Origin of the sequence: Streptomyces sp. NRRL WC-3618 (genome assembly GCF_001280005.1) — a bacterium.
Classification (GTDB): domain Bacteria; phylum Actinomycetota; class Actinomycetes; order Streptomycetales; family Streptomycetaceae; genus Streptomyces.
In genome coordinates this window covers 1-22,370 of sequence record NZ_LGDW01000500.1, presented here as the reverse complement: position 1 = coordinate 22,370, position 22,370 = coordinate 1, and the positions used below count along the sequence as shown (strand labels likewise).

Sequence of the window (22,370 nt, the reverse complement as noted above, 5' to 3'; positions counted from 1 at the left end):
GAGCTACCGCTGGCTGGAGTCCTCGACTTGGCATGCGCGCACTCGCCGCCCGCCCTCCGCGTCGGCACGATCGCGATGAACACTGCCGGTAGCAGCTCCATGTCAGCCAGGTCGGCATCGAACTGCCCACCTCGAACAGGCGTGGGCGGGTGTCGTCCGTCCGTGCCCCGCACGGCGCGTCGTGAGCCGCCCGGGGCACGGAACCGTTGAACGCTTGGCCGACATCCGATCCCGAGGCGGGAGCCGAATCCGTGACCGATCTCGATCCCTTCACCGACCTGCTCGACTACCCGATGTACATCGTGACCGCGCGGGCCGGCGGGGAAAGAGCCGGCTGCCTGGTCGGATTCGCCTCGCAGTGCTCGATTCGGCCCGCCCGGTTCATGGTCTGGCTGTCCAAGGCCAACCGGACGTACCGGGTGGCCGAGCACGCCGAACGACTCGCGGTCCATCTTCTCCGCCGCGACCAGGACCGGTCGGCCCGACTCTTCGGCGGCGAGACCGGCGACCGCATCGACAAGTTCACCGACGTCCCGTGGCATCCAGGACCGGGTGGAGCACTGATCCTCGACGAGGCCGCCGCCTGGTTCGTCGGTCGTGTGGAGGACCGGATCGACGGCGGCGACCACGTCGGCTTCCTTCTCGCTCCGGAGGCGGCGGAAAACCTCGCGGGCAGCCGCACCCCCGTGCTGACGCTCGACGACACCCATGGCATCGCCCCCGGCCACCCTGCGAACTGAGCGGCGCCCCTTCTCTGGTCGGCCCGGTCGCCCGCGCCGTCTCACCGCTTCCGTCACGAGCCCGGGGCTTCGTCCGCGGGGTGCCGGAGGTCGGTCGGCCGGACGCCGGGTTCGCTGTGGCCGATCTGCTGCGACGCGTACCCCGTGCGCCCGAGACAGTGGTCCAGCGGGGCGGGCGCGCCCACGTAGTACTGCTTGCGGCACGGCCAACGGGCCGTGGCTGTCTCGATCCTCCTGCGCCAGGACCGGCCGCATCCGGGGATGCGTCAGTCTCCATCAAGGACGCCGACGTGCGCACCAACGGGAAGGCGCTGGAGGAGGAAGGGCCGTCCGGTCGTCCCGCGTGGCCAGGAACGCGGGTGCCGGAGGATGCGGTGGGCATCGGTCAGGAACTGTCTCCGGTCGGGGGGAGATCGGGCTCGTCGTCGTCCTCGGCCTCGTCCCGGACGTCTCGCGGTGTGGGTGCGATGACGTTCCGTCGCTCTGCGGACCGTTCCCGTGTCTCCTCGTCGACCGGAGGTGTGTCGTCGTCACCGGGGGTCTTCATGGGGTTCCCCTCGCTCGGGTTTCGGGCCTCAGGGGGTGTCGCTCGACGCGGACGCAGCTGACGGGTCCTATGCCTTGTGCTGCATGGCGCGGCGCGCGGGGTTGCCCTGTTCCGCCGCCTTCGGATCCTTCTCGTGGGACTTCGCTCGCACGCCGTCGGCGATGCGCTTGCCGGTCGTCTCGTCGATGTTCGACCAGTACGCGAAGGCGCGTTCAAGGACGGGCTCGCTCACCCCGTTGAGGAGATGGCCGACGACGTTGTCGACCAGGCGGTCACGGGCCGCGTCGTCCATGACCTCGCGCACCAGGGTGCCCGGCTGCCCCCAGTCGTCGTCCTCCGGGTGGGACACGTAAGCGGCCCGAGTGATCTCGCCGTCCGCTTCCCAGCCGGGCGGGGTTCCGTACCGGGCTGTGTCGGCGGCCGGACCGCCCTTGGAGTTCGGGGCGTAGACGGGGTCCGTCGTCTTGCGGTAGGCCATCGCGCCGTCCTTGGAGTAACTGTGGACGTCGACGACGGGCGCGTTGACGGGAAGCTGCTGATAGTTGGCGCCGATCCGGTGGCGATGCGCGTCCGCGTACGAGAACAGGCGGGCCAGAAGCATCCGGTCCGGACTCGGCCCGATGCCGGGGACCAGGTTGTTCGGCTGGAAGGCCGCCTGCTCGATCTCGGCGTGGTTGTCCGTCGGGTTGCGGTCGAGCGTCATACGGCCGACCGGGATGAGCGGGTAGTCGCCGTGCGGCCACACCTTGGTGAGGTCGAACGGGTTGAACCGATAGTTCGCGGCGTCTTCGTACGGCATGACCTGCACGTGGAGGGTCCAGCTGGGACAGTCCCCGTCACGGATGTGCTCGAAGAGGTCACGCGTGTGGTAGTCCGTGTCGACGGCGGCCATCTGGTCGGCCTCGTGCTGGGTGAAGAACTCGATGCCCTGGTCGGTCTTGAAGTGGTACTTCACCCAGAACCGCTCGCCGTCGGCGTTGATCCACATGTACGTGTGCGACGAGTACCCGTTCATGTGACGCCACGTCCGCGGAATTCCGCGGTCTCCCATCAGCCAGGTGACCTGATGGGCGGATTCCGGGGAGAGCGTCCAGAAGTCCCACTGCATGTCGTGGTCGCGCAGGTTGTTGTCCGCGCGGCGCTTCTGGGATCGGATGAAGTGCTGGAATTTCATCGGATCCTTTATGAAGAAGACCGGCGTGTTGTTGCCGACCATGTCGTAATTGCCTTCGCTGGTGTAGAGCTTCACCGCGAAACCGCGCGGGTCGCGCCAGGTGTCGGGGCTGCCACGCTCCCCCGCCACGGTCGAGAACCGGATGACCAGGTCGGTGCGCGTGCCAGGCTGGAACACGGCCGCCTTGGTGTAGGCGCTCACGTCGTGGCTCACTTCGAAGTGACCGAAAGCGCCGCTCCCTTTCGCATGCGGTTGGCGCTCGGGAATGCGCTCCCGGTTGAACTGCGCCATCTGCTCGATCAGGTAGGCGTCCTGCAGAAGGACCGGCCCCCCAGGTCCAACGGTCAGTGAGTGCTCGTCGCTCTCCACCGGAGCGCCCGAGTCGGTTGTGGTGGCGGGGCGGATCTCTGTCATGACGCTCCCTCTGCCGACTGTCGACGGGTTTCAGGGTCGTCGGGCGGGACGGGCACACGCCGGAACGCGCCACGCATCGGGCCGACAGCTCGGCTTCGGTGTCGCCGGCCCTCCCGAGACCCACAAGCCGCGTGACCCCGAGCGGCCGGGACAAACATCGTCCGGGCGACGGATCCGCTTGAGCCACGCCGACCTCGACCTGACCGGCCCCGCGCCCCGCCACGGCGTCGCCACGACGTACTCCGGTCTTCGGCGTCAAGCCCGGTCTGCTCTGTGACGGCTCGTCCTTCGGACAGTTCTCCCGAAGGGCGGGTGATAAGCGTCAGAACTCGAACACGAGCCGGCCCTCGGCCCGGCCGCCCAGGACCTCGTCGATGCATTCGTTGACGTCGTCCAGGCGTCGGGTTTCGGCGATTATCCGGGTGCGGCCGGCTGCGTGCAGTGCGAATACCTCGGCCAGGTCCTGGCGGGTGCCGACGATGGAGCCGATCACCGAGATACCGCCCACCACCGTCTCGAAGATCGGCACCGGGATGACGGCGTCGTCGGCGGGCATCGCGACGCACACCAGGCGGCCGCCGCGCCGCAGGGACCACTGGATGCGGGCGCCGTCGACCGCCAGGCGCGGCAACCTGATCTCCGCCGCCGGCATGGTCGTCGCCGTCGCCGCCACCCTGACGTTCGCGCTGGCCGAATCCGGCGGACGGCTCCTGGCCTGGATCGCGCTGGTCCTCGGCCTACTGCTCGGCGGCCTCTACGGAGTCCTCCAGGCCCGGCGCGTGAGGATGACGGAGATCCTGCAACTGGTCAGCGTATTCAACGCCGTTGGCGGTGGGGCGGCGGCAGCGGTCGCATTCGCCGCGTCCGTTCTGCATCCCGGCGGACCGGCTCTCGACCCGACCACCTCCGTCCCGCTCGTGCTGGACGTACTGATCGGATCCGTGACGTTCTCCGGCTCGCTGATCGCCGCGGGCACGTTGCAGGGCATCGTCCCGGGCAGGCCCATCCTGTGTCCCGGATCACGGGCGGCCAATGTCGCCGTGGTCGCCGTGGCCCTCGGCGCTGGTGTCCTCACCCTCCTGCACACGCACAACATCGTGCTGCTGCTGATCGTGCTGCTCGCGGCGCTGACCTTCGGAGTGCTCATGGTGCTGCCGATCGGCGGCGCCGACGCACCGGTCATCGTGTCGCTGCTCAACGCCCTGACCGGTCTCGCGGTCGCCATGGCCGGCTTCGCGATCGACAACCAGGCCATGATCATCGCCGGTGCCCTGGTCGGCGCGGCCGGAACCATCCTGACGCTGCAGATGGCCCAGGCCATGAACCGGTCGGTCGGCAACATCGTCCTCGGCGGTTTCGGCACCGGCGACACCACGACCGCCCCGAGCGGACCGGACGCGGACCTCACCCATGTCCGCACGGTGACCGCCGACGACGTAGCCCGCGACCGGCCGGCAGATCATGCAGTACCCCGACGATCGTCTTACGCGGCAAACACGACAACCAGGCCCCGACCGGAACGCACGGCCACGTCGTCGTGGGCGTCGGGGAGAAACCGGCGAGCTCGGTGGCCGTGCCGCGCCCGGACCCGGTTCCGGCACAGGACACCGAGCCCGGCGCTGGTCACCAACGCCATTCGGTACGGCGAGACGGAGAACATCAGCTTCTCCGTCTCGTACTGGCGGGGGGAGGTCCGTAACGAAGTGGCCGACGGGACTCCGGGCCGGCCTCAGGTGAAGAGCCCGACCGCCGACGAGGAGAGCGGCCTGCAGGCCCGGGTTGTCGTGCACCCGCAGGTCGGCGGTGAACAGGGCGGCGGAGACGCGCCCGGTTCCTCGATCCCCCTCAGTGGGTGCGGGCCGGTTCAGGGGCGGCCGATTCGGCCGCGGTGGCGATGTTGCGGGCCATGCCGCCGAAGACCGAGGCGTGGAAGGGGGCCACGCCCCACCAGTAGGCGTGCCCGGCCAGACCGTGCGGATGGAACAGGGCCCGCTGCCGGTACACCGTGCGCCCCTGGGGATCCTGGTCGACGGTCATCTCCAGCCAGGCCAGGCCCGGCAGGCGCATCTCCGCGCGCAGCCGGAGCAGCCGGCCCGGCTCGATCTCCTCCACCCGCCAGAAGTCCAGGCTGTCGCCGACCCGCAGCCGGATCGCGTCCCGGCGGCCCCGGCGCAGGCCGACCCCGCCCACCAGGGTGTCCAGCCAGCCCCTCAGGAACCAGGCCGGCGGCGAGGAGTACCAGCCGTTCGTACCGCCGATCCCCTCCACCACGCGCCACAGCGCCTGGGGCGACGCCGCGACCGTACGCTCGCGGTGGTCCGTGTAGAGGCTCCCGCCCGCCCAGTCGGGGTCGGTCGGCAGCGGGTCGCTGGGGGCGCGGGGAGTCGCGGCCGAGGACCATCTGGTGGCCACGTCCGCGTCCTGCACGCGCCGCAGAGCCAGCCCGATCGCCCGGTCGAGGGTGAGCGGCCCCTCCGGCGGGTCGGGCACGTATCGGACGATGTCCCGCTCGGCGCAGACCACCTCGTGTTTCAGCGACTCGACCAGCGGACGCGCGAGAGCACCCGGCACCGGGGTGACCAGACCGACCCAGAGGCTGGACAACCGGGGGGTGAGCAGCGGAACGGGGACGATGACACGCTTGCGCAGGCCGGCGACGGCGGCGTACCGCCGCATCATCTCCTGGTACGTGACGATGTCCGGTCCGCCGATGTCGAAGGTGCGGTTCACGTCGTGAGGCAGCCGCGCGGACCCCACGAGGAGGCGGAGCACGTCGCGGACGGCGATCGGCTGGATGCGGGTGCGCACCCAGCTCGGGGTCACCATCGCGGGGAGCCGCTCGGTCAGATGGCGCAGCATCTCGAACGAGGCCGAACCCGACCCGATGATCACAGCTGCCCGCAGTACGGCGGTCGGTACGCCCGACGCCAGGAAGATGCGGCCCACTTCGGCGCGGGACCGCAGATGGGGTGAGAGTGCGTACTCGGGTACGCCGGAGGGGGTCAGCCCGCCGAGGTAGACGATCCGCCGGATTCCGGCGGCACGCGCCTGCTCACCGAAGATCCTGGCCGCGCGCCGGTCGGTCTCCTCGAAACCCCGCCCGGTGCCCAGCGCGTGCACCAGGTAGTACGCGACATCCATTCCCTCCATGGCCGCGCGCACGGACTCCTCGTCCGTCACGTCACCGCGCACGGCCTCCGCCTGCCCTGCCCACGGATGGTCCCGCAGCTTGCCGGGCGAGCGGGCCAGGCAGCGCACCGAGTACCCGGCCGCCAGCAACTCCGGCACCAGCCTGCCGCCCAGGTAACCGGTGGCGCCGGTGACCAGACAGCGCAGCGGCCGGTCGTCGTCGGTCATGCCGATCGCACGCATGCCGGTCGAGTGCACCTTGTCAGGCGACGCCCGGCGGACCTGACCGCAAGAAACGTCATGGCTCTCATTTCTTCCCGGGACGTGCCCCTCCGAGGGGCTCTGCCGCTGTTCCCCTGAGGCCATGCTTGGGGCCGAGGGCGAGCACCGCAACCTCGCAGTCGCGACGAACGCTCCGGACCAGCCCGAGAGACAATGCGGTCCGGCCGGCGCAGGCGTCGCGCGCGCGTATGGCCCGGCTGCCAGTGGCGCCCGTGCCCACAGCGTGCCCGTAAGAGCAGACACCCACGTTCAACGGCGGTGTTATCCGACCTCACGACCACCTCAGAGGGAAGGTATCTACGGCATGTCAGCTCGTTCAGAATTGGCCAGCTGCAGACAGGACAAGCACGCAGAGGCCCATCGACGTGGCAAAGGCAGTGCCGCCGTTAAGGACTGCCTCAGCGAATGCGGCTCCGGTGCTGGTCTTCAGGATCCCGGCGACAAGAGCCACCACGAGCGAGAACAGCGCTGCCACGAGGAGCCACAGATACCTCGTTCCAGATCGTGGCTCGGACGGCGGAGCATTCACAAAAGTCTTCCTTCGCGGACGGACTGAAAGGAGAGAAGTGCGTCATTCGGAGACCAGGACACCGGTCAGCAAATGCGCGGCGAGTGTGCTGCGGTGGTGAGTCGCGGCCTGGATGAGTTCGCGGTGCGCAGTGATCTGCGCGTCCACGGCATCCAGCGCGGCACTGATTCGCCGCTGGTGAGCAAGGGGAGGCAGCGGTACGGGCAGAAGTGCCAGTGTGGCGGCGCTGAGGGAAGGAACGGCGGTGCCGCGGGCGTACTCCTTGAATCAGGGATCTTCAAAGCGCTGATCAGCTATTTCAGCCTGTCACCCCTCTCTCTGGTGGCCCAGTCGCCAGGAGGCGAAGAAAATTGCTTGTTAATGGGGTAGCTGATAAGGGCTGCGCCGGTCTGCGGATCAAAGAGCCCCACCGCAGGCTCTTCCTGGATAATCGACGTATGGCAACACAGCCCGGTCTCTCTGATCTTCGCCGTGCCAGGTTCGCTCGGCGTGCGCCTGCCGCGCTCTCCGAGCTCGTCGGCCCTCAGCACGGCACGGTGGCATTGCCGCTGCATCTGGCATGGTCGGGGCTGACCACGTTCGATCTCGATCAGCCGCGGCTGCGGATGAGCTACTACCGGATCGTTCTGGCCGAGGGACTGCAAGACGATCTGATCCGGTTCCTTAATCGCGACCTTCTGGTCAGCCTGTGGCCCACCCTGCGCACCCTGGTCAGCCGTGATGTCCGGGAGGTGTGGGAGAGCTCCTTCGACGAGCTGGCTCACGAAGCCCGGGCCGCTGCCGTGAACCTCACGGATCTGCACCGTCGCCTGCTTGCGGATGTCCTCGACGTGGGTGGTGTCTACCCTCTGGCGCTTACCGGCGGCTATATGTCGTCGGCACCAAGGTTCGCGCACTGGCCGACCGCGGACTGGCCAGAGATCTGGTCGACGTACAGGCCGCGGCCGACCGCTGGAGCCACATCGAGTTGGAAGAGCTTGGACGGCGCCACGCCCGCGACTCCTTCGACCTCTGCGAGCTTCAGGCACGGTTGGTCGGGGCCGACTGGATCGACGACACGGAATTTGTCGCCTACGGGCTCGACGAGCCAGCGATCACCGAGCTGCGTCGGTGGGCACAATCTTGGGCCGACGATATCGGTGAACGAATCCAGGAGCTGGAGCCTCCACACGAAGACTGAAGACTGCAAAGGCGCAGCCGGCGATGAAGACGCGCTTCATCGCCGGCTGCTCACGGCCCGGTCACACCCCAGCGAGGCTGGTGATCGCCTGTGTGGCGGGTGACTTTCCACTTCAACAGCAGCGAGAGTGTTCCCCAGCCCTGGTCTGACACCCGGTGCGCAGAGGCCACCTGATGTCGGGCCCGTCTGACGACCCGGGCAGCTCCGGGCCGGCCGCGCCGTCGACACCTGCTCACGGGCTCGTACACACGAGTGCATGGGGTCCGTGGTCAGCAGGGGGCTGGAGCGTCGAAACTCGGTTGAGCGGAGCCCGCAGGGATCTCTCGATCTCGAGTCGCGGTATTGCGCCGCGCCCACCGACTTGGGCACCAGGCTGCCCGTCATGGAGATCGAAGTCTGCAGCTCGGACCAGCACTTTGTGATCTTCCGAACATAGATCCCACCGCCCATACGGCTCCCAGGGGGCGTACGCGGCATCGAAGCTCGCCACGGTCCTCTTCACGCGGGAACTCGCGCGGCGCGCACACGGCACAGGTGTCACCGCCTCGTCCTTCCACCCCGGAGCGATCGCCACCGACATCGGCATCCGCTCACCGCACAACCCGGTGCCAGCGGCGGTCGGGGCGCCATCGAGGATCACGGAAACGCATGTCCTTCACCGACCGACGGGCGAGCCGACGCCCGTGCTTCAACAGCTGCGCCGACAGCCATACTTGGCCATGCGGGGGCCATCCCGTATTAGCTCGGTACGGGATAGGCGGTAGTCCGGTGAGCAGCGACAGCGCGGGAGTTGGGAAGGCTGAGGTACGGCTCAAGTGGGATCCGAGTCCCTGGAATCAGCCACCTCGTCATCTCGACATCATCGCCGCCACGTACTCGGTGGACGCCCCCTACGGGCGGCCGGTGTACGTCGTCCACTTCGACAGCCGCTCACCGGACGGCACCATCAACATGGGCCGGCACAGCCAGACCGGTCAGGGCTTCGGCTATGTCGAAGCGATGACACTGGAACTTGATCGCCTCGCGTCCTCCTTCGCACGGGTGGTTGTGGGAGTGGCCATCCACCAGAACAACGGCCCCCTGACCTTCGGCGACCTGTCGAATGCCGGAGTGCTGGTCGTCGAGGGGTACCGGGAGCTGCTGAAGGACGAGTTTGCGCAGGTCGCCGGATCCACGGCCACGACCGTCGCGGAGTTCGTTCGTGGCGCCTCCGGGGCGTGGGAATTTCGCGAGATGGTCAGAGGGTTCGACAGCGAACCCGTGGTCTTCACCGCGGAGATGGGCAGCGTCTCACCGCGCTGACCGCAGGCAGCGCAGGCAGCGCAGGCAGCGCGGAAAACGTACGGCCGATCACGGTGACGTCTTTCCGAGTTGATCCGGGAGGGCACCGGGGGTGACGCGCTCCGCCTTCGCTGCTTCGGCGAGGGCCTCGGCAGCCGCTTCGGCGGCCTGGGCCTTGTCGTTGGCGGCCTCGGCAGCCATGTCGTCCGAGGGTTTCTCGCGGGTGGCCGGCGACTGGGGCAGCACCTCGGTGAAGGCGCGGGACATGCCCTGGAGTGCGGAGGTGATCTCGCTGGGGATCACCCAGAAGTTGTTGCCCGAGCCCTGCGCGAGCTGGGGCAGCGTCTGAAGGTACTGGTAGGCGAGCAGCTTCGGGTCGGGGTCGTTGCGATGTACGGCCTGGAACACCTCGTCGATGGCCCGGGACTGGCCCTCTGCCTGGAGGATCGCAGCGGTACGGTTGCCCTCCGCGCGCAGGACGGCAGCCTGTTTGTCGCCTTCGGCGGTGAGGATCTGCGACTGACGCTGCCCCTCGGCCCCGAGAATCGCGGCCCGCTTGTCCCGCTCCGCTCGCATCTGCTTCTGCATCGCGTCCTTGATGGACTGCGGCGGGTCGATGGCCTTGATCTCCACCCGGTTGACCCTCAGCCCCCACTTTCCGGTGGCCTCGTCCAGCACACCGCGGAGCTGGCTGTTGATGGTGTCCCGTGAGGTGAGGGTCTTTTCCAGGTCCATGGAACCCACGACGTTGCGCAAGGTGGTGACGGTGAGCTGCTCGACCGCCTGAAGGAAATTCGCGATCTCGTAGAAGGCCGCCCGTGGGTCGGTCACCTGGAAATAGAGCACGGTGTCGATCTCTACGACCAGGTTGTCCTCGGTGATGACCGGCTGCGGTTTGAAGGAAACGACCTGTTCCCGCAGGTCGATCACCGGATGAACGCGGTCGACGAAAGGGATGACGAGGCTGAGGCCGGGATCCAGGGTCCGGTGGTAGCGGCCGAGCCGCTCGACGTTGCGAGCACGCGCCTGGGGCACGATACGGACGGCCCGCACCACGGTGAAGACCGCGAGCAGCGCGACGATCAGGCCGGCAATGAGGAACGCCGAGGTTTCCATGATTTCAGTCCCGGGGGTAGACGATCGCGGTGGCGCCGCTGATCTCCATGACGTCGACGGTCTTTCCAGGAGGGATCACCAGCGTCTCGTCGTAGGCGCGCGCCGTCCACTCCTCACCGTCGATACGCACCCTGCCGCCCAGGCCCGTCACCTCCGAGACGACATAGGCGGCCTTGCCGACCAGCGCGTCCACGCCGAACCGCGCCACTTGGGGCGCGACCAGGTGGCGTAGCGCGACGGGGCGCACGAACAGCACGGTGACCGTGGCGACGACGGTGAACACCAGGAACTGCACGGGCACCGGCATCCCGACCGCGGCGGACCCGGCCGTGACCAGCGCGGCCGCGCTCAGCAGTCCGAGCGCAGCGGTAAGGGTGAAGATCTCCGCCACAGCCAGCACGGCCGCGACGATCAACCAGATCAGCCATGGATCCATAGCGTGCCTCTTCTGACCGGCGTGGGCGCGAAGGGCCTGACTCCCACCATTGGACTCCTCGACGGGGCAACCGCGATACCCCTGGGGAAAGAAACCCTGCCGAACGATCAAAGGTGCACATAGTATGAAAGCGAGTCGGCACACTCTGCCTTGTCGTTATGGAGAGTGCCCGCTCCCGAAGTGACTGCACGGCCTCCGACGCAGGCGCCTCAGGCGACGGTGTACTCGGCGTCCCCGAAGTCCGCGACTACCCGCAGTCGACCGCCGAGCGCTTCCACACACGCTCGCGGGGTGGCCACTTCCGCACGGTCCAGCTCACCGTGCTCGATCGCGGAAACCCGAGGCGCCGAGACCCCCATCGATTCGCGCCTCGAAGTTCATCCCTCGAACCGGTAGCCCATGCCGGGCTCAGTGATGAGATAGCGGGGGTGCGAAGGGTCCGTCTCCAGCTTGCGGCGTAGTTGGGCCATGTAGACCCGCAGGTAGTTGGTCTTGTTGCTCTGGGAGACGCCCCAGACCTCCTGGAGCAGGTGCTTCTGCGTGATCAGCCGTCCCGGGTCGGTGACCAGGATCTCCAGCAGGTGCCACTCGGTGGGCGTGAGGCGTACGTCGCGGCCGTCCCGTACGGCCTTCTTGGCCACCAGGTCGATGGTGAAGTCCGCCGTCTCGACGAGCGTCGCCCCGGTGGCGGGCGGTGTCCCCTCGGTGCGTCGTACGGCGGCGCGCAGCCGGGCGAGCAGCTCGTCCATGCTGAACGGCTTGGTCACGTAGTCGTCGGCGCCGGCGCCGAGCGCCGCGACCTTCTCGTCCGACCCCTGACGGGCGGAGAGCACCAGGATGGGTACGCGGGTCCAGCCACGCAGGCCCTTGATGACCTCGATGCCGTCCATGTCGGGCAGCCCCAGGTCGAGCATCACGACGTCGGGCCGGCGGGCGGCGGCGAGCCGCAGCGCGGTGGCGCCGTCGGGGGCCGCGTCGACCCCGTACCGGCGTGCCTGGAGATTGATGACGAGGGCCCGTACGAGCTGCGGGTCGTCCTCCACCACCAGCACCCGTGTCATGGGCGTGCGCCTTCCTGTCGTACGTCCGTCGTGGGGACGTTCCTGCTTCGTGACCGCGGGAGTCGGCGAGCCCGGTCGTGCCGGGCCGCCGACTCGCCGGCGGGTCGGGTAACGCCATCAGCTCCCGGCCCCGAGTGCCTCGGGTTCCTTGAGTGCCTTGAGTTCCTTGAGCGCGATGTTGAGCTCCAGGACGTTCACCCGGGGCTCGCCGATGAAGCCGAGGGTGCGGCCGTCGGTGTGGTCGGCGACCAGCTTCTGGACCTGGGCGACGGTCAGGCCGTTCTTCTCGGCGATGCGGTGGACCTGGAGGTCCGCGTAGGCCGGGGAGATGTCAGGGTCGAGGCCCGAGCCGGAGGAGGTGACCGCGTCGGCGGGCACCTCGGACGGCCTGACCGTGTGGTCGGGGGTCGAGTTGTCCTTGACGACGGCGGCCTTGGCGGCGGTCACCCAGGCGATCAGGTCCTTGTTGTCGGCGGACCGGTTGGTCGCGCCGGAGAGGATCAGCTTGTACCGGGTGTTGACGCTGTTGCCGCCGAGGCCGTTCTGCGGGCGGCCCTGGAACCACTTCAGGTCGGGGGCGGGCGTCTCCTGGCCCTTCTTCAACGGCAGGTTGTACGACTGGCCGATGAGCGAGGAGCCGACGACCTTGCCGTCCGCCTTGATCTCGGAACCGTTCGCCTTGTCGCTGAACACCGTCTGTGCCACACCTGTGACGGCCAGCGGATAGATGACGCCTGTGAGCACGGTCAACACCAGAAGGGCGCGTAGACCCGCTCCCAGCAACCGGGCTGTGTTGACAACGGAGTTGTTCATATCTTCTAACCGATCCCGGGGATCAGGGAGATGAGCAGGTCGATGATCTTGATGCCGACGAACGGCGCGATCAGGCCGCCGATGCCGTAGATCGTGAGGTTGCGGCGCAGCATCCTGTCCGCGCTGACCGGCCGGTACTGAACGCCCTTCAGGGACAGCGGCACCAGCGCGATGATGATCAGCGCGTTGAAGATGACGGCCGACAGGATCGCGGAGTCGGGCGAGGCCAGGCCCATGATGTTGAGCCTGTCCAGGCCCGGGTAGACGGCCGCGAACAGCGCCGGGATGATCGCGAAGTACTTCGCGACGTCGTTGGCGATGGAGAACGTCGTCAACGCGCCCCGGGTGATGAGGAGTTGCTTGCCGATCTCGACGATCTCGATGAGCTTCGTCGGGTTCGAGTCGAGGTCGACCATGTTGCCGGCCTCCTTCGCGGCCGACGTACCCGTGTTCATGGCCACGCCCACATCGGCCTGGGCGAGCGCCGGCGCGTCGTTGGTGCCGTCGCCGGTCATGGCGACCAGCTTGCCGCCCGCCTGCTCCCGCTTGATGAGGGCCATCTTGTCCTCGGGAGTGGCCTCCGCGAGGAAGTCGTCGACGCCCGCCTCCTCGGCGATCGCCTTGGCGGTCAACGGGTTGTCGCCCGTGATCATGACGGTCTTGATGCCCATGCGGCGCAGCTCCTCGAACCGCTCCCGCATGCCCTCCTTGACGACGTCCTTGAGGTGGATGACGCCCAACACCCGTGCGCCGTCGGCGTCTTCGACCGCGACCAGCAGGGGGGTGCCGCCCGCCCCGGAGATCCGGTCGGTGGCCGCGCCCGCGTCCTCGGCGACCGTGCCGCCGCGCTCCTGGACCCACTTGACGACCGAACCGGCCGCGCCCTTGCGGATCCTGCGTCCGTCGACGTCGACCCCCGACATCCGGGTCTGCGCGGTGAACTCGATCCACTCGGCCCCGGCCAACTCACCCTGCCGGCGCTCACGCAGCCCGTACTTCTCCTTCGCCAGTACGACGATGGAGCGGCCCTCGGGCGTCTCGTCGGCCAGCGACGACAGCTGGGCGGCGTCCGCCACCGCCGCCTCCGTCGTCCCGGCCACCGGCACGAACTCGGCGGCCTGGCGGTTGCCCAGGGTAATGGTGCCGGTCTTGTCGAGCAGTAGCGTGGAGACGTCACCGGCGGCCTCGACTGCCCTGCCGGACATGGCCAGTACGTTGCGCTGCACCAGCCGGTCCATGCCCGCGATGCCGATCGCGGAGAGCAGGGCGCCGATGGTGGTCGGGATGAGACAGACCAGCAGCGCGACCAGCACGACCATCGTCAGGTGGGTGCCCGCGTAGTCCGCGAGCGGCGGCAGGGTGGCGACCGCGAGCAGGAACACGATGGTCAGCGAGGCCAGCAGGATGTTCAGCGCGATCTCGTTGGGCGTCTTCTGCCGGGCCGCGCCCTCGACCAGGCTGATCATGCGGTCGATGAAGGTCTCGCCGGGCTTCGTCGTGATCTTGACGACGATCCGGTCGGACAGCACCTTCGTACCGCCGGTGACAGCGCATCGGTCGCCGCCGGACTCCCGGATGACTGGCGCCGACTCCCCGGTGATCGCCGACTCGTCGACCGAGGCGACCCCTTCGACGACGTCCCCGTCACCGGGGATGATGTCGCCGGCCTCGCACACGACCAGGTCGCCGATCCTGAGCTCGGTACCGGGCACCTGCTCCTCCACGGAACCGGAACCGTCGAGTCGACGGGCGACCGTGTCCGTCTTGGCCTTCCGGAGCGTGTCCGCCTGCGCCTTCCCGCGCCCCTCGGCGACCGCCTCCGCGAGGTTGGCGAAGACGACGGTGAGCCAGAGCCAGACGCTGATGGTCCAGCCGAACCAGTCGCCGGGGTCCTTGAAGGAGAACACCGTGGTCAGCACGGACCCGATCCACACCACGAACATCACCGGCGACTTGACCATCACCCGCGGGTCGAGCTTGCGGCAGGCGTCCGGCAGCGACTTGACCAGCTGCTTTGGATCGAAGAGGCCCGCTCCGACACGTCCCTCGGGCGACTTGTGCCCGGTGGGTACGTCGCTGTGCGGCGCCCGGGTCGGGGCCGGTGTGGCTGTGGACATCTCTTCGCTTTCGGTACGGGTGGTCATGACGCCAGCCCCTCGGCCAGCGGCCCCAGCGCGAGCGCCGGGAAGTACGTCAGACCGGTGATGATGAGGATGGCGCCCACCAACAGGCCTACGAACAGCGGCTTGTGGGTACCCAGGGTGCCCGCGGTCTCGGGGACGGGCCGCTGCTCGGCGAGCGAGCCGGCCAGCGCCAGCACGAACACCATGGGCAGGAAACGGCCCAGGACCATGGCCAGGCCCAGTGTGGTGTTGAACCAGTGCGTGTCCGCGTTCAGACCGGCGAAGGCCGAGCCGTTGTTGTTCGACGCGGAGGTATAGGCGTAGAGGATCTCGGAGAAGCCGTGCGCACCGCTGTTGGTCATCGAGTGGCCGGGCGTCGGCAGCGCCATGGCGGCGGCGGTGAAGACGAGCACCAGGGCCGGGGTGACGAGGATGTAGCAGGCCGCGAACTTGATCTCGCGGGTGCCGATCTTCTTGCCGAGGTACTCGGGCGTACGGCCGACCATGAGGCCCGCGATGAACACCGCGATGACCGCCATGACCAGCATGCCGTAGAGGCCGGAGCCGGTGCCGCCGGGCGCGATCTCGCCGAGCATCATGCCGAGCATGGTGATGCCGCCGCCGAGCCCGGTGAAGGACGAGTGGAAGGAGTCCACCGCGCCGGTCGAGGTCAGCGTGGTCGCCGTCGCGAAGATCGACGAGGCGCCGACACCGAAACGGACCTCCTTGCCCTCGTACGCCCCACCCGCGAGTTGGAGCGCCGGGCCGTGGTGGGCGAACTCGGTCCACATCATCAGGGCGGTGAACCCGAGCCAGATGGTGGCCATGGTCGCGAGGATCGCGTACCCCTGCTTGACCGAACCGACCATGACCCCGAAGGTGCGCGTCAGCGCGAACGGGATCACCAGCAGCAGGAAGATCTCGAACAGGTTGGTGAACGGCGTCGGGTTCTCGAAGGGGTGCGCGGAGTTGGCGTTGAAGTAGCCGCCGCCGTTGGTGCCGAATTCCTTGACGGCCTCCTGCGAGGCGACCGCGCCGCCGTTCCACTGCTGCGACCCGCCCATGAACTGACCCACTTCATGGATCCCGGAGAAGTTCTGGACGACCCCGCACGCCACCAGCACGATCGCGGCGAGGAAGGTACCCGGAAGCAGGACGCGGGTGACCCCGCGCACCAGGTCGGACCAGAAGTTGCCCAGCTCGCCGGTGCGCGAGCGAGCGAACCCTCGTACGAGCGCCACCGCCACCGCGATGCCCACGGCCGCCGAGACGAAGTTCTGCACGGCGAGACCGGCGGTCTGCACGACATGGCCCATGGCCTGTTCGCCGTAGTACGACTGCCAGTTGGTGTTGGTCACGAAGGACACGGCGGTGTTGAACGCCTGGTCCGGGTCGATGGAGGCGAAGCCGAGCGAGCCCGGCAGTACGCCCTGCAGCCGCTGGAGCAGGTAGAGGAAGAGCACGCCGACCGCGGAGAACGCGAGGACACCGCGCAGGTAGGCGGGCCAGCGCATCTGCGTGTCGGGGTTGGCACCGATGCCCTTGTAGATCCACCTCTCGACGCGCCAGTGCTTGTCGGTGGAGTAGACCCTGGCCAGGTAGGTGCCGAGGGGGACGTAGGCGAGCGCAAGTGCGCCGATCAGGGCGAGCAGTTGGAGGACGCCGGCGAGAACGGGACCCATGCGGAGCTCAGAACCTCTCCGGGAAGATCAGGGCGAGGACGAGATAGCCCAGCAGGGCGACGGCCACGATCAGGCCGACAACGTTCTCGGCGGTCACAGCTTCGTCACCCCCTTGGCGACGAGGGCCACCAGCGCGAACACCGCGATCGTGGTGACGACGAAGGCCAGGTCGGCCATCGCGAACTCCTAGAAGAGGGTGGGAAGAGAATCGGACAGCTCGAGCAAACCCCGCCCCCGACCGGAACGGTCCGGCCGTTGACGGGTCCCTTACGGCGGCCCCCGCACCCTTGACGGGACTCTTACGGCCCCGTCCCCACCGTCACCTGGGTGACCGGCTCGACCGCGGCGACCTCCCCGGGCGCCCGGATCCCTCTGGACTGCCGCCCCCGGACGGCCCAATCCTCACCCGCACCTGCGAAACAGCCCCGCTTGATGTGCCGCCGGCGCCGTCGCGGCCGGTCTTAACGCAACCCTGACGCGAGCGTGTGATCCAGCCCTCGGCCCTCACCTCACTCTCTGCTTACGCTGATGCTGCCTTCTGCGTGATGGCCGAAACCCCACGCCAAGCCGCACGTCAAGCCCCACGCCGAGCCGCACACCGAATCCCACGCCGAGCCGTACACCGGGAGAGCACGCCGATGGCCACCGCCGAACGCCCACCACCGAGCCGTCTGCGGACGTGGATGCTCCAGGGCTTGTCCGACATGGGCAAGAGCGGCGGCCACATGGGTCCGCACGCCGAGCCCGAGCCGGCGCACCGGGGCCAGCGCTGGTGGCGGGTCATGTGCCTGACCGGCGTCGACTACTTCTCCACCCTCGGCTACCAGCCCGGCATCGCGGCCCTCGCGGCCGGCCTGCTCTCGCCGATCGCTACCATCGTGCTCGTCATCGTCACCCTGGCCGGCGCCCTGCCGGTCTACCGCCGGGTGGCCGAGGAGAGCCCGCACGGCGAGGGCTCGATCGCGATGCTGGAACGGCTGCTGTCCTTCTGGAAGGGCAAGCTGTTCGTCCTGACCCTGCTGGGCTTCGCCGCCACCGACTTCCTGATCACCATCACCCTCTCGGCCGCCGACGCCTCCACCCACCTGGTCGAGAACCCGCATCTGACCAGCACTCTGCACGACCAGCAGATGGTGATCACCCTGGTCCTGGTCGCCCTGCTCGGCGCGGTCTTCCTCAAGGGCTTCCTGGAGGCCATCGAGGTCGCGGTGGCCCTGGTCGCCGTCTACCTCGGGCTCAACGTCGTGGTGATCGCCGTCGGCATGTGGCACGTCATGACCGAGGGCCATCTGATCACCGACTGGTCCAGTGCCCTGACCGCCGAACACGGCAACGCCTTCGCCATGATCGGTGTGGCACTGCTCGTCTTCCCGAAGCTGGCGCTCGGCCTGTCCGGCTTCGAGACCGGCGTCGCGGTGATGCCGCACGTCAGGGGCGATGACACCGACACGGAGGAAAGCCCGAAGGGCCGTATCCGGGGCACCAAGACGCTGCTGACCGCCGCCGCGGTCATCATGAGCGTCTTCCTCATCGCCACCAGCTTCATCACCACCCTGCTCATCCCGGAGAGGGAGTTCGAGTCCGGCGGCCAGGCCAACGGCCGCGCGCTCGCCTACCTCGCGCACGAGTACCTGGGCGGAGCCTTCGGCACGGTCTACGACATCTCGACGATCGCCATCCTGTGGTTCGCGGGCGCCTCCGCGATGGCCGGCCTGCTCAATCTGATGCCCCGCTATCTGCCCCGCTACGGCATGGCCCCGCACTGGGCCCGTGCCGTGCGCCCGATGGTCATCGTCTTCACGCTCATCGGCTTCCTCGTCACCTGGCTCTTCGACGCGGACGTCGACGCGCAGGGCGGTGCGTACGCCACCGGCGTGCTGGTTCTCATCAGCTCGGCGGCGATCGCCGTGACCATCGCCGCCCGCAAGGCCGGCCAGCGGGGCTGGACGATCGGCTTCGCCGCCATCTCGGTGGTGTTCCTCTACGTCACCGTCGCGAACGTCATCGAACGCCCCGACGGCGTCAAGATCGGCGCCTGCTTCATCGCGGGCATCATCCTGGTCTCCTTGCTGTCCCGACTGGCCCGCGCCTTCGAGCTCCGCGTCACCAGCGTCACGCTGGACGCCATGGCGGAACGATTCATCCGTGACATGGCGAGCCGCAAGATCCGGTTCATCGCCAACGAGCCGGACCGACGCGACAAGGCCGAGTACCGCGACAAGATCGAGCAGATCCGGGCCGACAACGACATGCCGGAGCAGGAGGACTTCGTCTTCGTCGAGGTCACGGTGACGGACCCCTCCGAGTTCGAGGCGAGCCTGACCGTACGCGGCGAGGTCATGCACAACCGCTTCCGGGTCCTGACCCTGGAGTCCTCCTCCGTCCCCAACGCCCTCGCCGCCCTGCTCCTCCACACCCGTGACACGACCGGCTGCATCCCGCACATCTACTTCGAGTGGACCGAGGGCAACCCCTTCGCCAACTTCCTGCGCTTCTTCCTCTTCGGCCAGGGCGAGGTCGCCCCGGTCACCCGAGAGGTCCTGCGCGGGGCGGAACCGGACCGGCCCCGCCGTCCCCGCGTCCACACCGGCTGAATCCGGCGCCCGCGTCAGGATCCCGTAAGGATCCACCCGCACGGCGTCAGTCGTCGTCTCTGTGGCGACGATCACACACGCATAACCTGTTGAGCCTCACCACTCACTTGGTGCCGTACGTGGGTGCAAGGCCCCGGACCGATCATGGATGAGCATCCGATCATGGTCCGGGGCCTTAGCGCTGCCCATGTACGCAGGTGGGTCAGTCAGGCCGGGATGTCGGCATCCTGCGTGGAGGCCACGAACGCCTCGGGGCCCTGTTCCGCCGCCGCCGGGTCCATCCACATGACCTGCCAGCCGTGGCCGTCGAGGTCGTAGAAGCTGCGTGAGTACATGAAGCCGTAGTCCTCGGCGCCATCCACCTCGGAGCCGCCCGCCGCGAGTGCGGCGGCGCTGACCTTGTCGACCTCGTCACGGGAGGACGCGCTGAAGCAGTAGAGCGCCAGCGTGTGCGTGGTGGGGTCGGCCATCGGCAGTTTCGCGAACTGCGCGAACTTCTCCCGGGTGAGCAGCATGACGAAGGCGTGCTCGCCGACCAGCATGCAGGCGGCGGTCTCGTCGGTGAATTTCGGGTTGAAACTGAACCCGAGATCAGCGAAGAACGCCTTGCTGCGTTCGAGGTCGGCCACGGGGATGTTCACGAACAGCATGCGGCCGGGGTGTGCGGGAGTCGTCGTCATGGTGGGTCTCCAGTCTGTGTCTGCGTCTCGATGGCGTACGTCGTGGTAGACCGGCCTGGTCGGCGAAACTCATCGGTGGCTCTTCGCCGACTTCCGCAACGCAGACGCCTTCGTCAGGGAGGCGTGAGGGGAGCCGCTATGGAACTGGCGCCGTCGAGATGGGGTCGGACAGCCAACAGCTGCCTGGGCGCGCTGCCGGCCGCCGGGAGCATTTTCTACGCGGCCCAGACCACCGCCGTGATCCCGCGCCTGTCGGCCTGCCTGGTCCTGTCTGTCTCGGTGATCATCGCTGTCCGGGGGTACCGGCTCTCCGTCACCTGCGAGAACGCCGAACTGACGGTACGCGGCTACCTGCGGACGCGAACCATCCCTCGAAGCAGCATCTCGGAGATCACCGACCTCCCCGCTGTCCGCTGGACCGATCCGAAGGGGAACAGGCACTGGTCGCCCATGTGGGTACTTCAGCGTGGCTCTGGCGAAATCGCGGGGATCACGGCATCCAAGGAGCGACAGATCGCGGCCCTGCGCAACTGGCTACAGCCGCGCAAGCGTCGGTCGGCTCGCCGGAGCAGATAGCCGGCCCAGATCACAGGCCGCAGCGCGCTACTGCGGTCGGCGTTTCTTGCCGTCCAGTTCGTCCCACCACTCGTCGGACTTCTGGTCGCCTGACGGGTCGTCCCACCAGCGGTCGTCCGGGCCCCGGCGGTTGGCGACGATCGTCGCCAGCGGCGGGATCACCATCGCCACCACGCACATACCGACCGCCACCGGCATCGACCAGAGGCGTACGACTGCCCACGCCAGGACGAAGAGCGTGACGCAGGTGCCCATCATGGCGAAGTACACGTGCCGCCGACGTGCGTACATACGTCCAGGGTAGGGCCGTAGTCCGTGGTCCGTAATCCGCACGCGGCGAAGGGCCGTACCCCTGAGTGAAGTGAGGAGTACGGCCCTTCGGTGGACTGTGCCTGCCGTCAGACGGCGATCGCGACCTCCGAGAGGCCACCCGTCTCGGCGACGACCGTACGGTCCGCCGTGCCGCCGGGGACGAGCGCGCGGACGGTCCAGGTGCCCTCGGCCGCGTAGAAGCGGAACTGTCCGGTCGCCGAGGTCGGGACCTCGGCGGTGAACTCGCCGGTCGAGTCGAGGAGGCGGACGTATCCGACGACCGGCTCGCCGTCGCGGGTCACCTGGCCCTGGATCGTGGTCTCACCGGGCTTGATCGTCGAGGCGTCCGGGCCGCCGGCCTTCGCTCCACACATGTCTTTCTCCATCAGGTTCTGACCGGACGGAAGGAAGGCCGGTCGGGGTGTACGTCGGTGTCCTACGGGGGGAGTTCGCTTACTTGTTGGCGCCGAGCTCGATCGGAACGCCGACCAGGGAGCCGTACTCGGTCCAGGAGCCGTCGTAGTTCTTGACGTTCTCCACGCCCAGCAGCTCGTGCAGGACGAACCAGGTGAGCGCGGAACGCTCACCGATACGGCAGTACGCGATGGTGTCCTTGGCGAGGTCGACCTGCTCGTCGGCGTAGAGCTCCTTGAGCTCTTCGTCCGACTTGAAGGTGCCGTCGTCGTTGGCGTTCTTCGACCACGGGATGTTGCGCGCGGACGGGACGTGGCCCGGACGCTGCGACTGCTCCTGCGGGAGGTGGGCCGGCGCGAGCAGCTTGCCGCTGAACTCGTCGGGCGAGCGCACGTCGACCAGGTTCTGCGAGCCGATGGCCGCCACGACGTCGTCGCGGAAGGCGCGGATCGACTTGTTCTGCGGCTTGGCCTTGTAGTCGGTGGCGGCCCGCTCCGGGACCTCCTCGACCAGCTCGCGCGCGTCCAGCTCCCACTTCTTGCGGCCACCGTCGAGCAGCTTGACGTTCTCGTGGCCGTACAGCTTGAAGTACCAGTAGGCGTACGAGGCGAACCAGTTGTTGTTGCCGCCGTAGAGAACGACCAGGGTGTCGTTGCCGATGCCCTTCGCCGAGAGGAGCTTCTCGAAGCCCTCCTCGTCGATGAAGTCACGGCGCACCGGGTCCTGGAGGTCCTTGGTCCAGTCGATCCGGATGGCGTTGCGGATGTGGTTCTTCTCGTAGGCGGACGTGTCCTCGTCCACCTCGACGATGGCGATGTCGGCGTTGTCGAGGTTGGCCTCGACCCAGTCGGCATCGACCAGGACGTCGCTGCGGCTCATGCTGTTTCTCCTCCGGGGCAGTTGCGGCGGGGTGGTGCGTGGTGCGTGAGCAGAGGGGGTACGTACGTGTCACTCGTACCCGGTCGTGTGCGGTCAGGCCTGCTGCGACGCGCGCACGAGGGCCCTGGGGACAGGGCGCCGGGGGACGCGGGAGGGATGCGCTGCTGGACGCCGCGCGCTCCCGCTCAGAAAGGGCGACAGAGCATGGCGGCGACGCGGCACAGGTCTACTGCCCGCCGCTTCGTGAGGTCCGCCTGTCGCTGCATAGCGTCGATCGTAGGGACGGATTGCCGGGGATGTCACCGGCGTGTCGCATGATGAGACGCGATCGTCCGCGATGCGAGATGCGGGAGGGGAGGGGGCGGCGATCTTGGGGGTGCGGGTGGGGAGGTGGGGGTGCCTCCGGGG

19 protein-coding genes and 6 pseudogenes are annotated in these 22,370 nt (G+C 68.2%); 8 read left to right on the top strand and 17 right to left on the bottom strand.

Going from position 1 to position 22,370, the window contains the following annotated elements; translation table 11 throughout:
• The first annotated feature begins 251 nt into the window (after positions 1-251).
• Positions 252-740 carry a flavin reductase family protein gene (locus ADL01_RS40895; RefSeq protein ID WP_107091130.1) on the top strand — a complete coding sequence of 163 codons (489 nt, stop codon included), beginning with the start codon at positions 252-254 and terminating at the stop codon, positions 738-740.
• Positions 741-1,125: 385 nt separating this feature from the next.
• Here the strand turns inward: ADL01_RS40895 and ADL01_RS45165 are convergent, their stop codons facing one another.
• The 3 genes and pseudogenes from ADL01_RS45165 to ADL01_RS40885 all read right to left on the bottom strand — a co-directional run.
• Positions 1,126-1,287, bottom strand: a complete 162-nt coding sequence (locus ADL01_RS45165) for a hypothetical protein (protein WP_159049767.1) — start codon at positions 1,285-1,287, stop codon at positions 1,126-1,128.
• 67 nt (positions 1,288-1,354) lie between these two features.
• Positions 1,355-2,875, bottom strand: a complete 1,521-nt coding sequence (locus tag ADL01_RS40890) for a catalase (protein ID WP_053747175.1) — start codon at positions 2,873-2,875, stop codon at positions 1,355-1,357.
• A gap of 322 nt (positions 2,876-3,197) precedes the next feature.
• A pseudogene (locus ADL01_RS40885) lies at positions 3,198-3,482 on the bottom strand (zinc-dependent alcohol dehydrogenase); the annotation flags it as partial.
• Here ADL01_RS40885 and ADL01_RS48000 point away from each other — a divergent pair.
• Positions 3,409-4,257 (top strand): annotated as a pseudogene (locus ADL01_RS48000) (NAD(P)(+) transhydrogenase (Re/Si-specific) subunit beta); the annotation flags it as partial. The pseudogenes ADL01_RS40885 and ADL01_RS48000 overlap by 74 nt on opposite strands.
• 463 nt (positions 4,258-4,720) lie before the next feature.
• On the opposite strand, the gene ADL01_RS40875 reads toward ADL01_RS48000, so the two are convergent.
• Both ADL01_RS40875 and ADL01_RS47375 read right to left on the bottom strand, forming a co-directional pair.
• Entirely contained in the window at positions 4,721-6,247 is a 1,527-nt protein-coding gene (locus tag ADL01_RS40875) for an SDR family oxidoreductase (RefSeq protein WP_420719793.1), read from the bottom strand.
• A 610-nt stretch (positions 6,248-6,857) separates the two neighbouring features.
• Positions 6,858-7,067 (bottom strand): annotated as a pseudogene (locus ADL01_RS47375) (restriction endonuclease subunit S); the annotation flags it as partial.
• A gap of 185 nt (positions 7,068-7,252) precedes the next feature.
• Here ADL01_RS47375 and ADL01_RS43285 point away from each other — a divergent pair.
• From ADL01_RS43285 to ADL01_RS40855, 4 genes and pseudogenes are all read left to right on the top strand, one after another.
• Positions 7,253-7,597, top strand: a pseudogene (locus ADL01_RS43285) (transcriptional regulator); the annotation flags it as partial.
• Between the two features lie 89 nt (positions 7,598-7,686).
• A pseudogene (locus ADL01_RS47105) lies at positions 7,687-7,995 on the top strand (hypothetical protein); the annotation flags it as partial.
• Positions 7,996-8,444: 449 nt separating this feature from the next.
• A pseudogene (locus tag ADL01_RS43275) lies at positions 8,445-8,759 on the top strand (SDR family NAD(P)-dependent oxidoreductase); the annotation flags it as partial.
• A gap of 4 nt (positions 8,760-8,763) precedes the next feature.
• Positions 8,764-9,297 (top strand): TerD family protein, encoded by a 534-nt coding sequence (locus tag ADL01_RS40855; RefSeq protein ID WP_053747169.1) that lies wholly within the window; start codon positions 8,764-8,766, stop codon positions 9,295-9,297.
• Between the two features lie 48 nt (positions 9,298-9,345).
• On the opposite strand, the gene ADL01_RS40850 is transcribed toward ADL01_RS40855, so the two are convergent.
• From ADL01_RS40850 to kdpF, 7 genes are all read right to left on the bottom strand, one after another.
• Positions 9,346-10,392 (bottom strand): SPFH domain-containing protein, encoded by a 1,047-nt coding sequence (locus ADL01_RS40850; protein ID WP_053747168.1) that lies wholly within the window; start codon positions 10,390-10,392, stop codon positions 9,346-9,348.
• 4 nt (positions 10,393-10,396) lie between these two features.
• Positions 10,397-10,828, bottom strand: a complete 432-nt coding sequence (locus tag ADL01_RS40845; RefSeq protein ID WP_053747167.1) for an NfeD family protein — start codon at positions 10,826-10,828, stop codon at positions 10,397-10,399.
• Between the two features lie 377 nt (positions 10,829-11,205).
• Positions 11,206-11,889 (bottom strand): response regulator, encoded by a 684-nt coding sequence (locus ADL01_RS40835; protein ID WP_053747166.1) that lies wholly within the window; start codon positions 11,887-11,889, stop codon positions 11,206-11,208.
• A gap of 117 nt (positions 11,890-12,006) precedes the next feature.
• On the bottom strand, positions 12,007-12,702 hold the full coding sequence (locus tag ADL01_RS40830; RefSeq protein ID WP_053747165.1) for a potassium-transporting ATPase subunit C: 696 nt from the start codon (positions 12,700-12,702) through the stop codon (positions 12,007-12,009).
• Positions 12,703-12,707: 5 nt separating this feature from the next.
• Positions 12,708-14,819, bottom strand: a complete 2,112-nt coding sequence (gene kdpB / locus ADL01_RS40825) for a potassium-transporting ATPase subunit KdpB (RefSeq protein ID WP_053747181.1) — start codon at positions 14,817-14,819, stop codon at positions 12,708-12,710.
• A gap of 23 nt (positions 14,820-14,842) precedes the next feature.
• Complete coding sequence (kdpA, locus tag ADL01_RS40820) at positions 14,843-16,507, bottom strand: potassium-transporting ATPase subunit KdpA (protein WP_053747164.1); 1,665 nt, start codon at positions 16,505-16,507, stop codon at positions 14,843-14,845.
• Positions 16,508-16,514: 7 nt separating this feature from the next.
• Positions 16,515-16,604 carry a K(+)-transporting ATPase subunit F gene (gene kdpF / locus ADL01_RS41120; protein WP_018566520.1) on the bottom strand — a complete coding sequence of 30 codons (90 nt, stop codon included), beginning with the start codon at positions 16,602-16,604 and terminating at the stop codon, positions 16,515-16,517.
• A gap of 541 nt (positions 16,605-17,145) precedes the next feature.
• On the opposite strand from kdpF, the gene ADL01_RS40815 reads away from it, so the two are divergent.
• Entirely contained in the window at positions 17,146-19,101 is a 1,956-nt protein-coding gene (locus ADL01_RS40815) for an APC family permease (RefSeq protein WP_053747163.1), read from the top strand.
• 206 nt (positions 19,102-19,307) lie between these two features.
• Here the strand turns inward: ADL01_RS40815 and ADL01_RS40810 are convergent, their stop codons facing one another.
• Positions 19,308-19,781: a VOC family protein gene (locus ADL01_RS40810; protein ID WP_234354978.1), complete on the bottom strand. Its 474-nt coding sequence runs from the start codon at positions 19,779-19,781 to the stop codon at positions 19,308-19,310.
• A gap of 138 nt (positions 19,782-19,919) precedes the next feature.
• On the opposite strand from ADL01_RS40810, the gene ADL01_RS40805 reads away from it, so the two are divergent.
• Positions 19,920-20,357 (top strand): hypothetical protein, encoded by a 438-nt coding sequence (locus ADL01_RS40805; RefSeq protein WP_053747162.1) that lies wholly within the window; start codon positions 19,920-19,922, stop codon positions 20,355-20,357.
• Positions 20,358-20,384: 27 nt separating this feature from the next.
• Here the strand turns inward: ADL01_RS40805 and ADL01_RS40800 are convergent, their stop codons facing one another.
• The 4 genes from ADL01_RS40800 to ADL01_RS47995 form a co-directional block, all read right to left on the bottom strand.
• Complete coding sequence (locus ADL01_RS40800; protein WP_053747161.1) at positions 20,385-20,648, bottom strand: DUF3099 domain-containing protein; 264 nt, start codon at positions 20,646-20,648, stop codon at positions 20,385-20,387.
• 107 nt (positions 20,649-20,755) lie between these two features.
• The gene (locus tag ADL01_RS40795; protein WP_006376727.1) at positions 20,756-21,043 is read right to left on the bottom strand and encodes a DUF1416 domain-containing protein; all 288 of its coding nucleotides are present in this window, start codon (positions 21,041-21,043) and stop codon (positions 20,756-20,758) included.
• A 79-nt stretch (positions 21,044-21,122) separates the two neighbouring features.
• The gene (locus ADL01_RS40790) at positions 21,123-21,962 is read right to left on the bottom strand and encodes a sulfurtransferase (protein ID WP_053747160.1); all 840 of its coding nucleotides are present in this window, start codon (positions 21,960-21,962) and stop codon (positions 21,123-21,125) included.
• 185 nt (positions 21,963-22,147) lie between these two features.
• The gene (locus ADL01_RS47995; RefSeq protein WP_351335063.1) at positions 22,148-22,228 is read right to left on the bottom strand and encodes an Ms5788A family Cys-rich leader peptide; all 81 of its coding nucleotides are present in this window, start codon (positions 22,226-22,228) and stop codon (positions 22,148-22,150) included.
• Between the last annotated feature and the right edge of the window lie 142 nt (positions 22,229-22,370).

Bases quoted from the DNA above. Each gene is read 5' to 3' on its own strand.
- ADL01_RS40890 (WP_053747175.1), bottom strand. From the start codon at position 2,875: ATGACAGAGATCCGCCCCGCCACCACAACCGACTCGGGCGCTCCGGTG.
- ADL01_RS40875 (WP_420719793.1), bottom strand. From the start codon at position 6,247: ATGCGTGCGATCGGCATGACCGACGACGACCGGCCGCTGCGCTGTCTG.
- ADL01_RS40845 (WP_053747167.1), bottom strand. From the start codon at position 10,828: ATGGATCCATGGCTGATCTGGTTGATCGTCGCGGCCGTGCTGGCTGTG.
- ADL01_RS47995 (WP_351335063.1), bottom strand. From the start codon at position 22,228: ATGCAGCGACAGGCGGACCTCACGAAGCGGCGGGCAGTAGACCTGTGC.
- ADL01_RS40805 (WP_053747162.1), top strand. From the start codon at position 19,920: ATGGAACTGGCGCCGTCGAGATGGGGTCGGACAGCCAACAGCTGCCTG.
- ADL01_RS40815 (WP_053747163.1), top strand. From the start codon at position 17,146: ATGGCCACCGCCGAACGCCCACCACCGAGCCGTCTGCGGACGTGGATG.
- ADL01_RS40835 (WP_053747166.1), bottom strand. From the start codon at position 11,889: ATGACACGGGTGCTGGTGGTGGAGGACGACCCGCAGCTCGTACGGGCC.
- ADL01_RS40795 (WP_006376727.1), bottom strand. From the start codon at position 21,043: ATGTGTGGAGCGAAGGCCGGCGGCCCGGACGCCTCGACGATCAAGCCC.
- ADL01_RS40830 (WP_053747165.1), bottom strand. From the start codon at position 12,702: ATGAACAACTCCGTTGTCAACACAGCCCGGTTGCTGGGAGCGGGTCTA.
- ADL01_RS40810 (WP_234354978.1), bottom strand. From the start codon at position 19,781: ATGACGACGACTCCCGCACACCCCGGCCGCATGCTGTTCGTGAACATC.
- kdpA (WP_053747164.1), bottom strand. From the start codon at position 16,507: ATGGGTCCCGTTCTCGCCGGCGTCCTCCAACTGCTCGCCCTGATCGGC.
- ADL01_RS40850 (WP_053747168.1), bottom strand. From the start codon at position 10,392: ATGGAAACCTCGGCGTTCCTCATTGCCGGCCTGATCGTCGCGCTGCTC.
- ADL01_RS40790 (WP_053747160.1), bottom strand. From the start codon at position 21,962: ATGAGCCGCAGCGACGTCCTGGTCGATGCCGACTGGGTCGAGGCCAAC.
- kdpB (WP_053747181.1), bottom strand. From the start codon at position 14,819: ATGTCCACAGCCACACCGGCCCCGACCCGGGCGCCGCACAGCGACGTA.
- ADL01_RS45165 (WP_159049767.1), bottom strand. From the start codon at position 1,287: ATGAAGACCCCCGGTGACGACGACACACCTCCGGTCGACGAGGAGACA.
- ADL01_RS40800 (WP_053747161.1), bottom strand. From the start codon at position 20,648: ATGTACGCACGTCGGCGGCACGTGTACTTCGCCATGATGGGCACCTGC.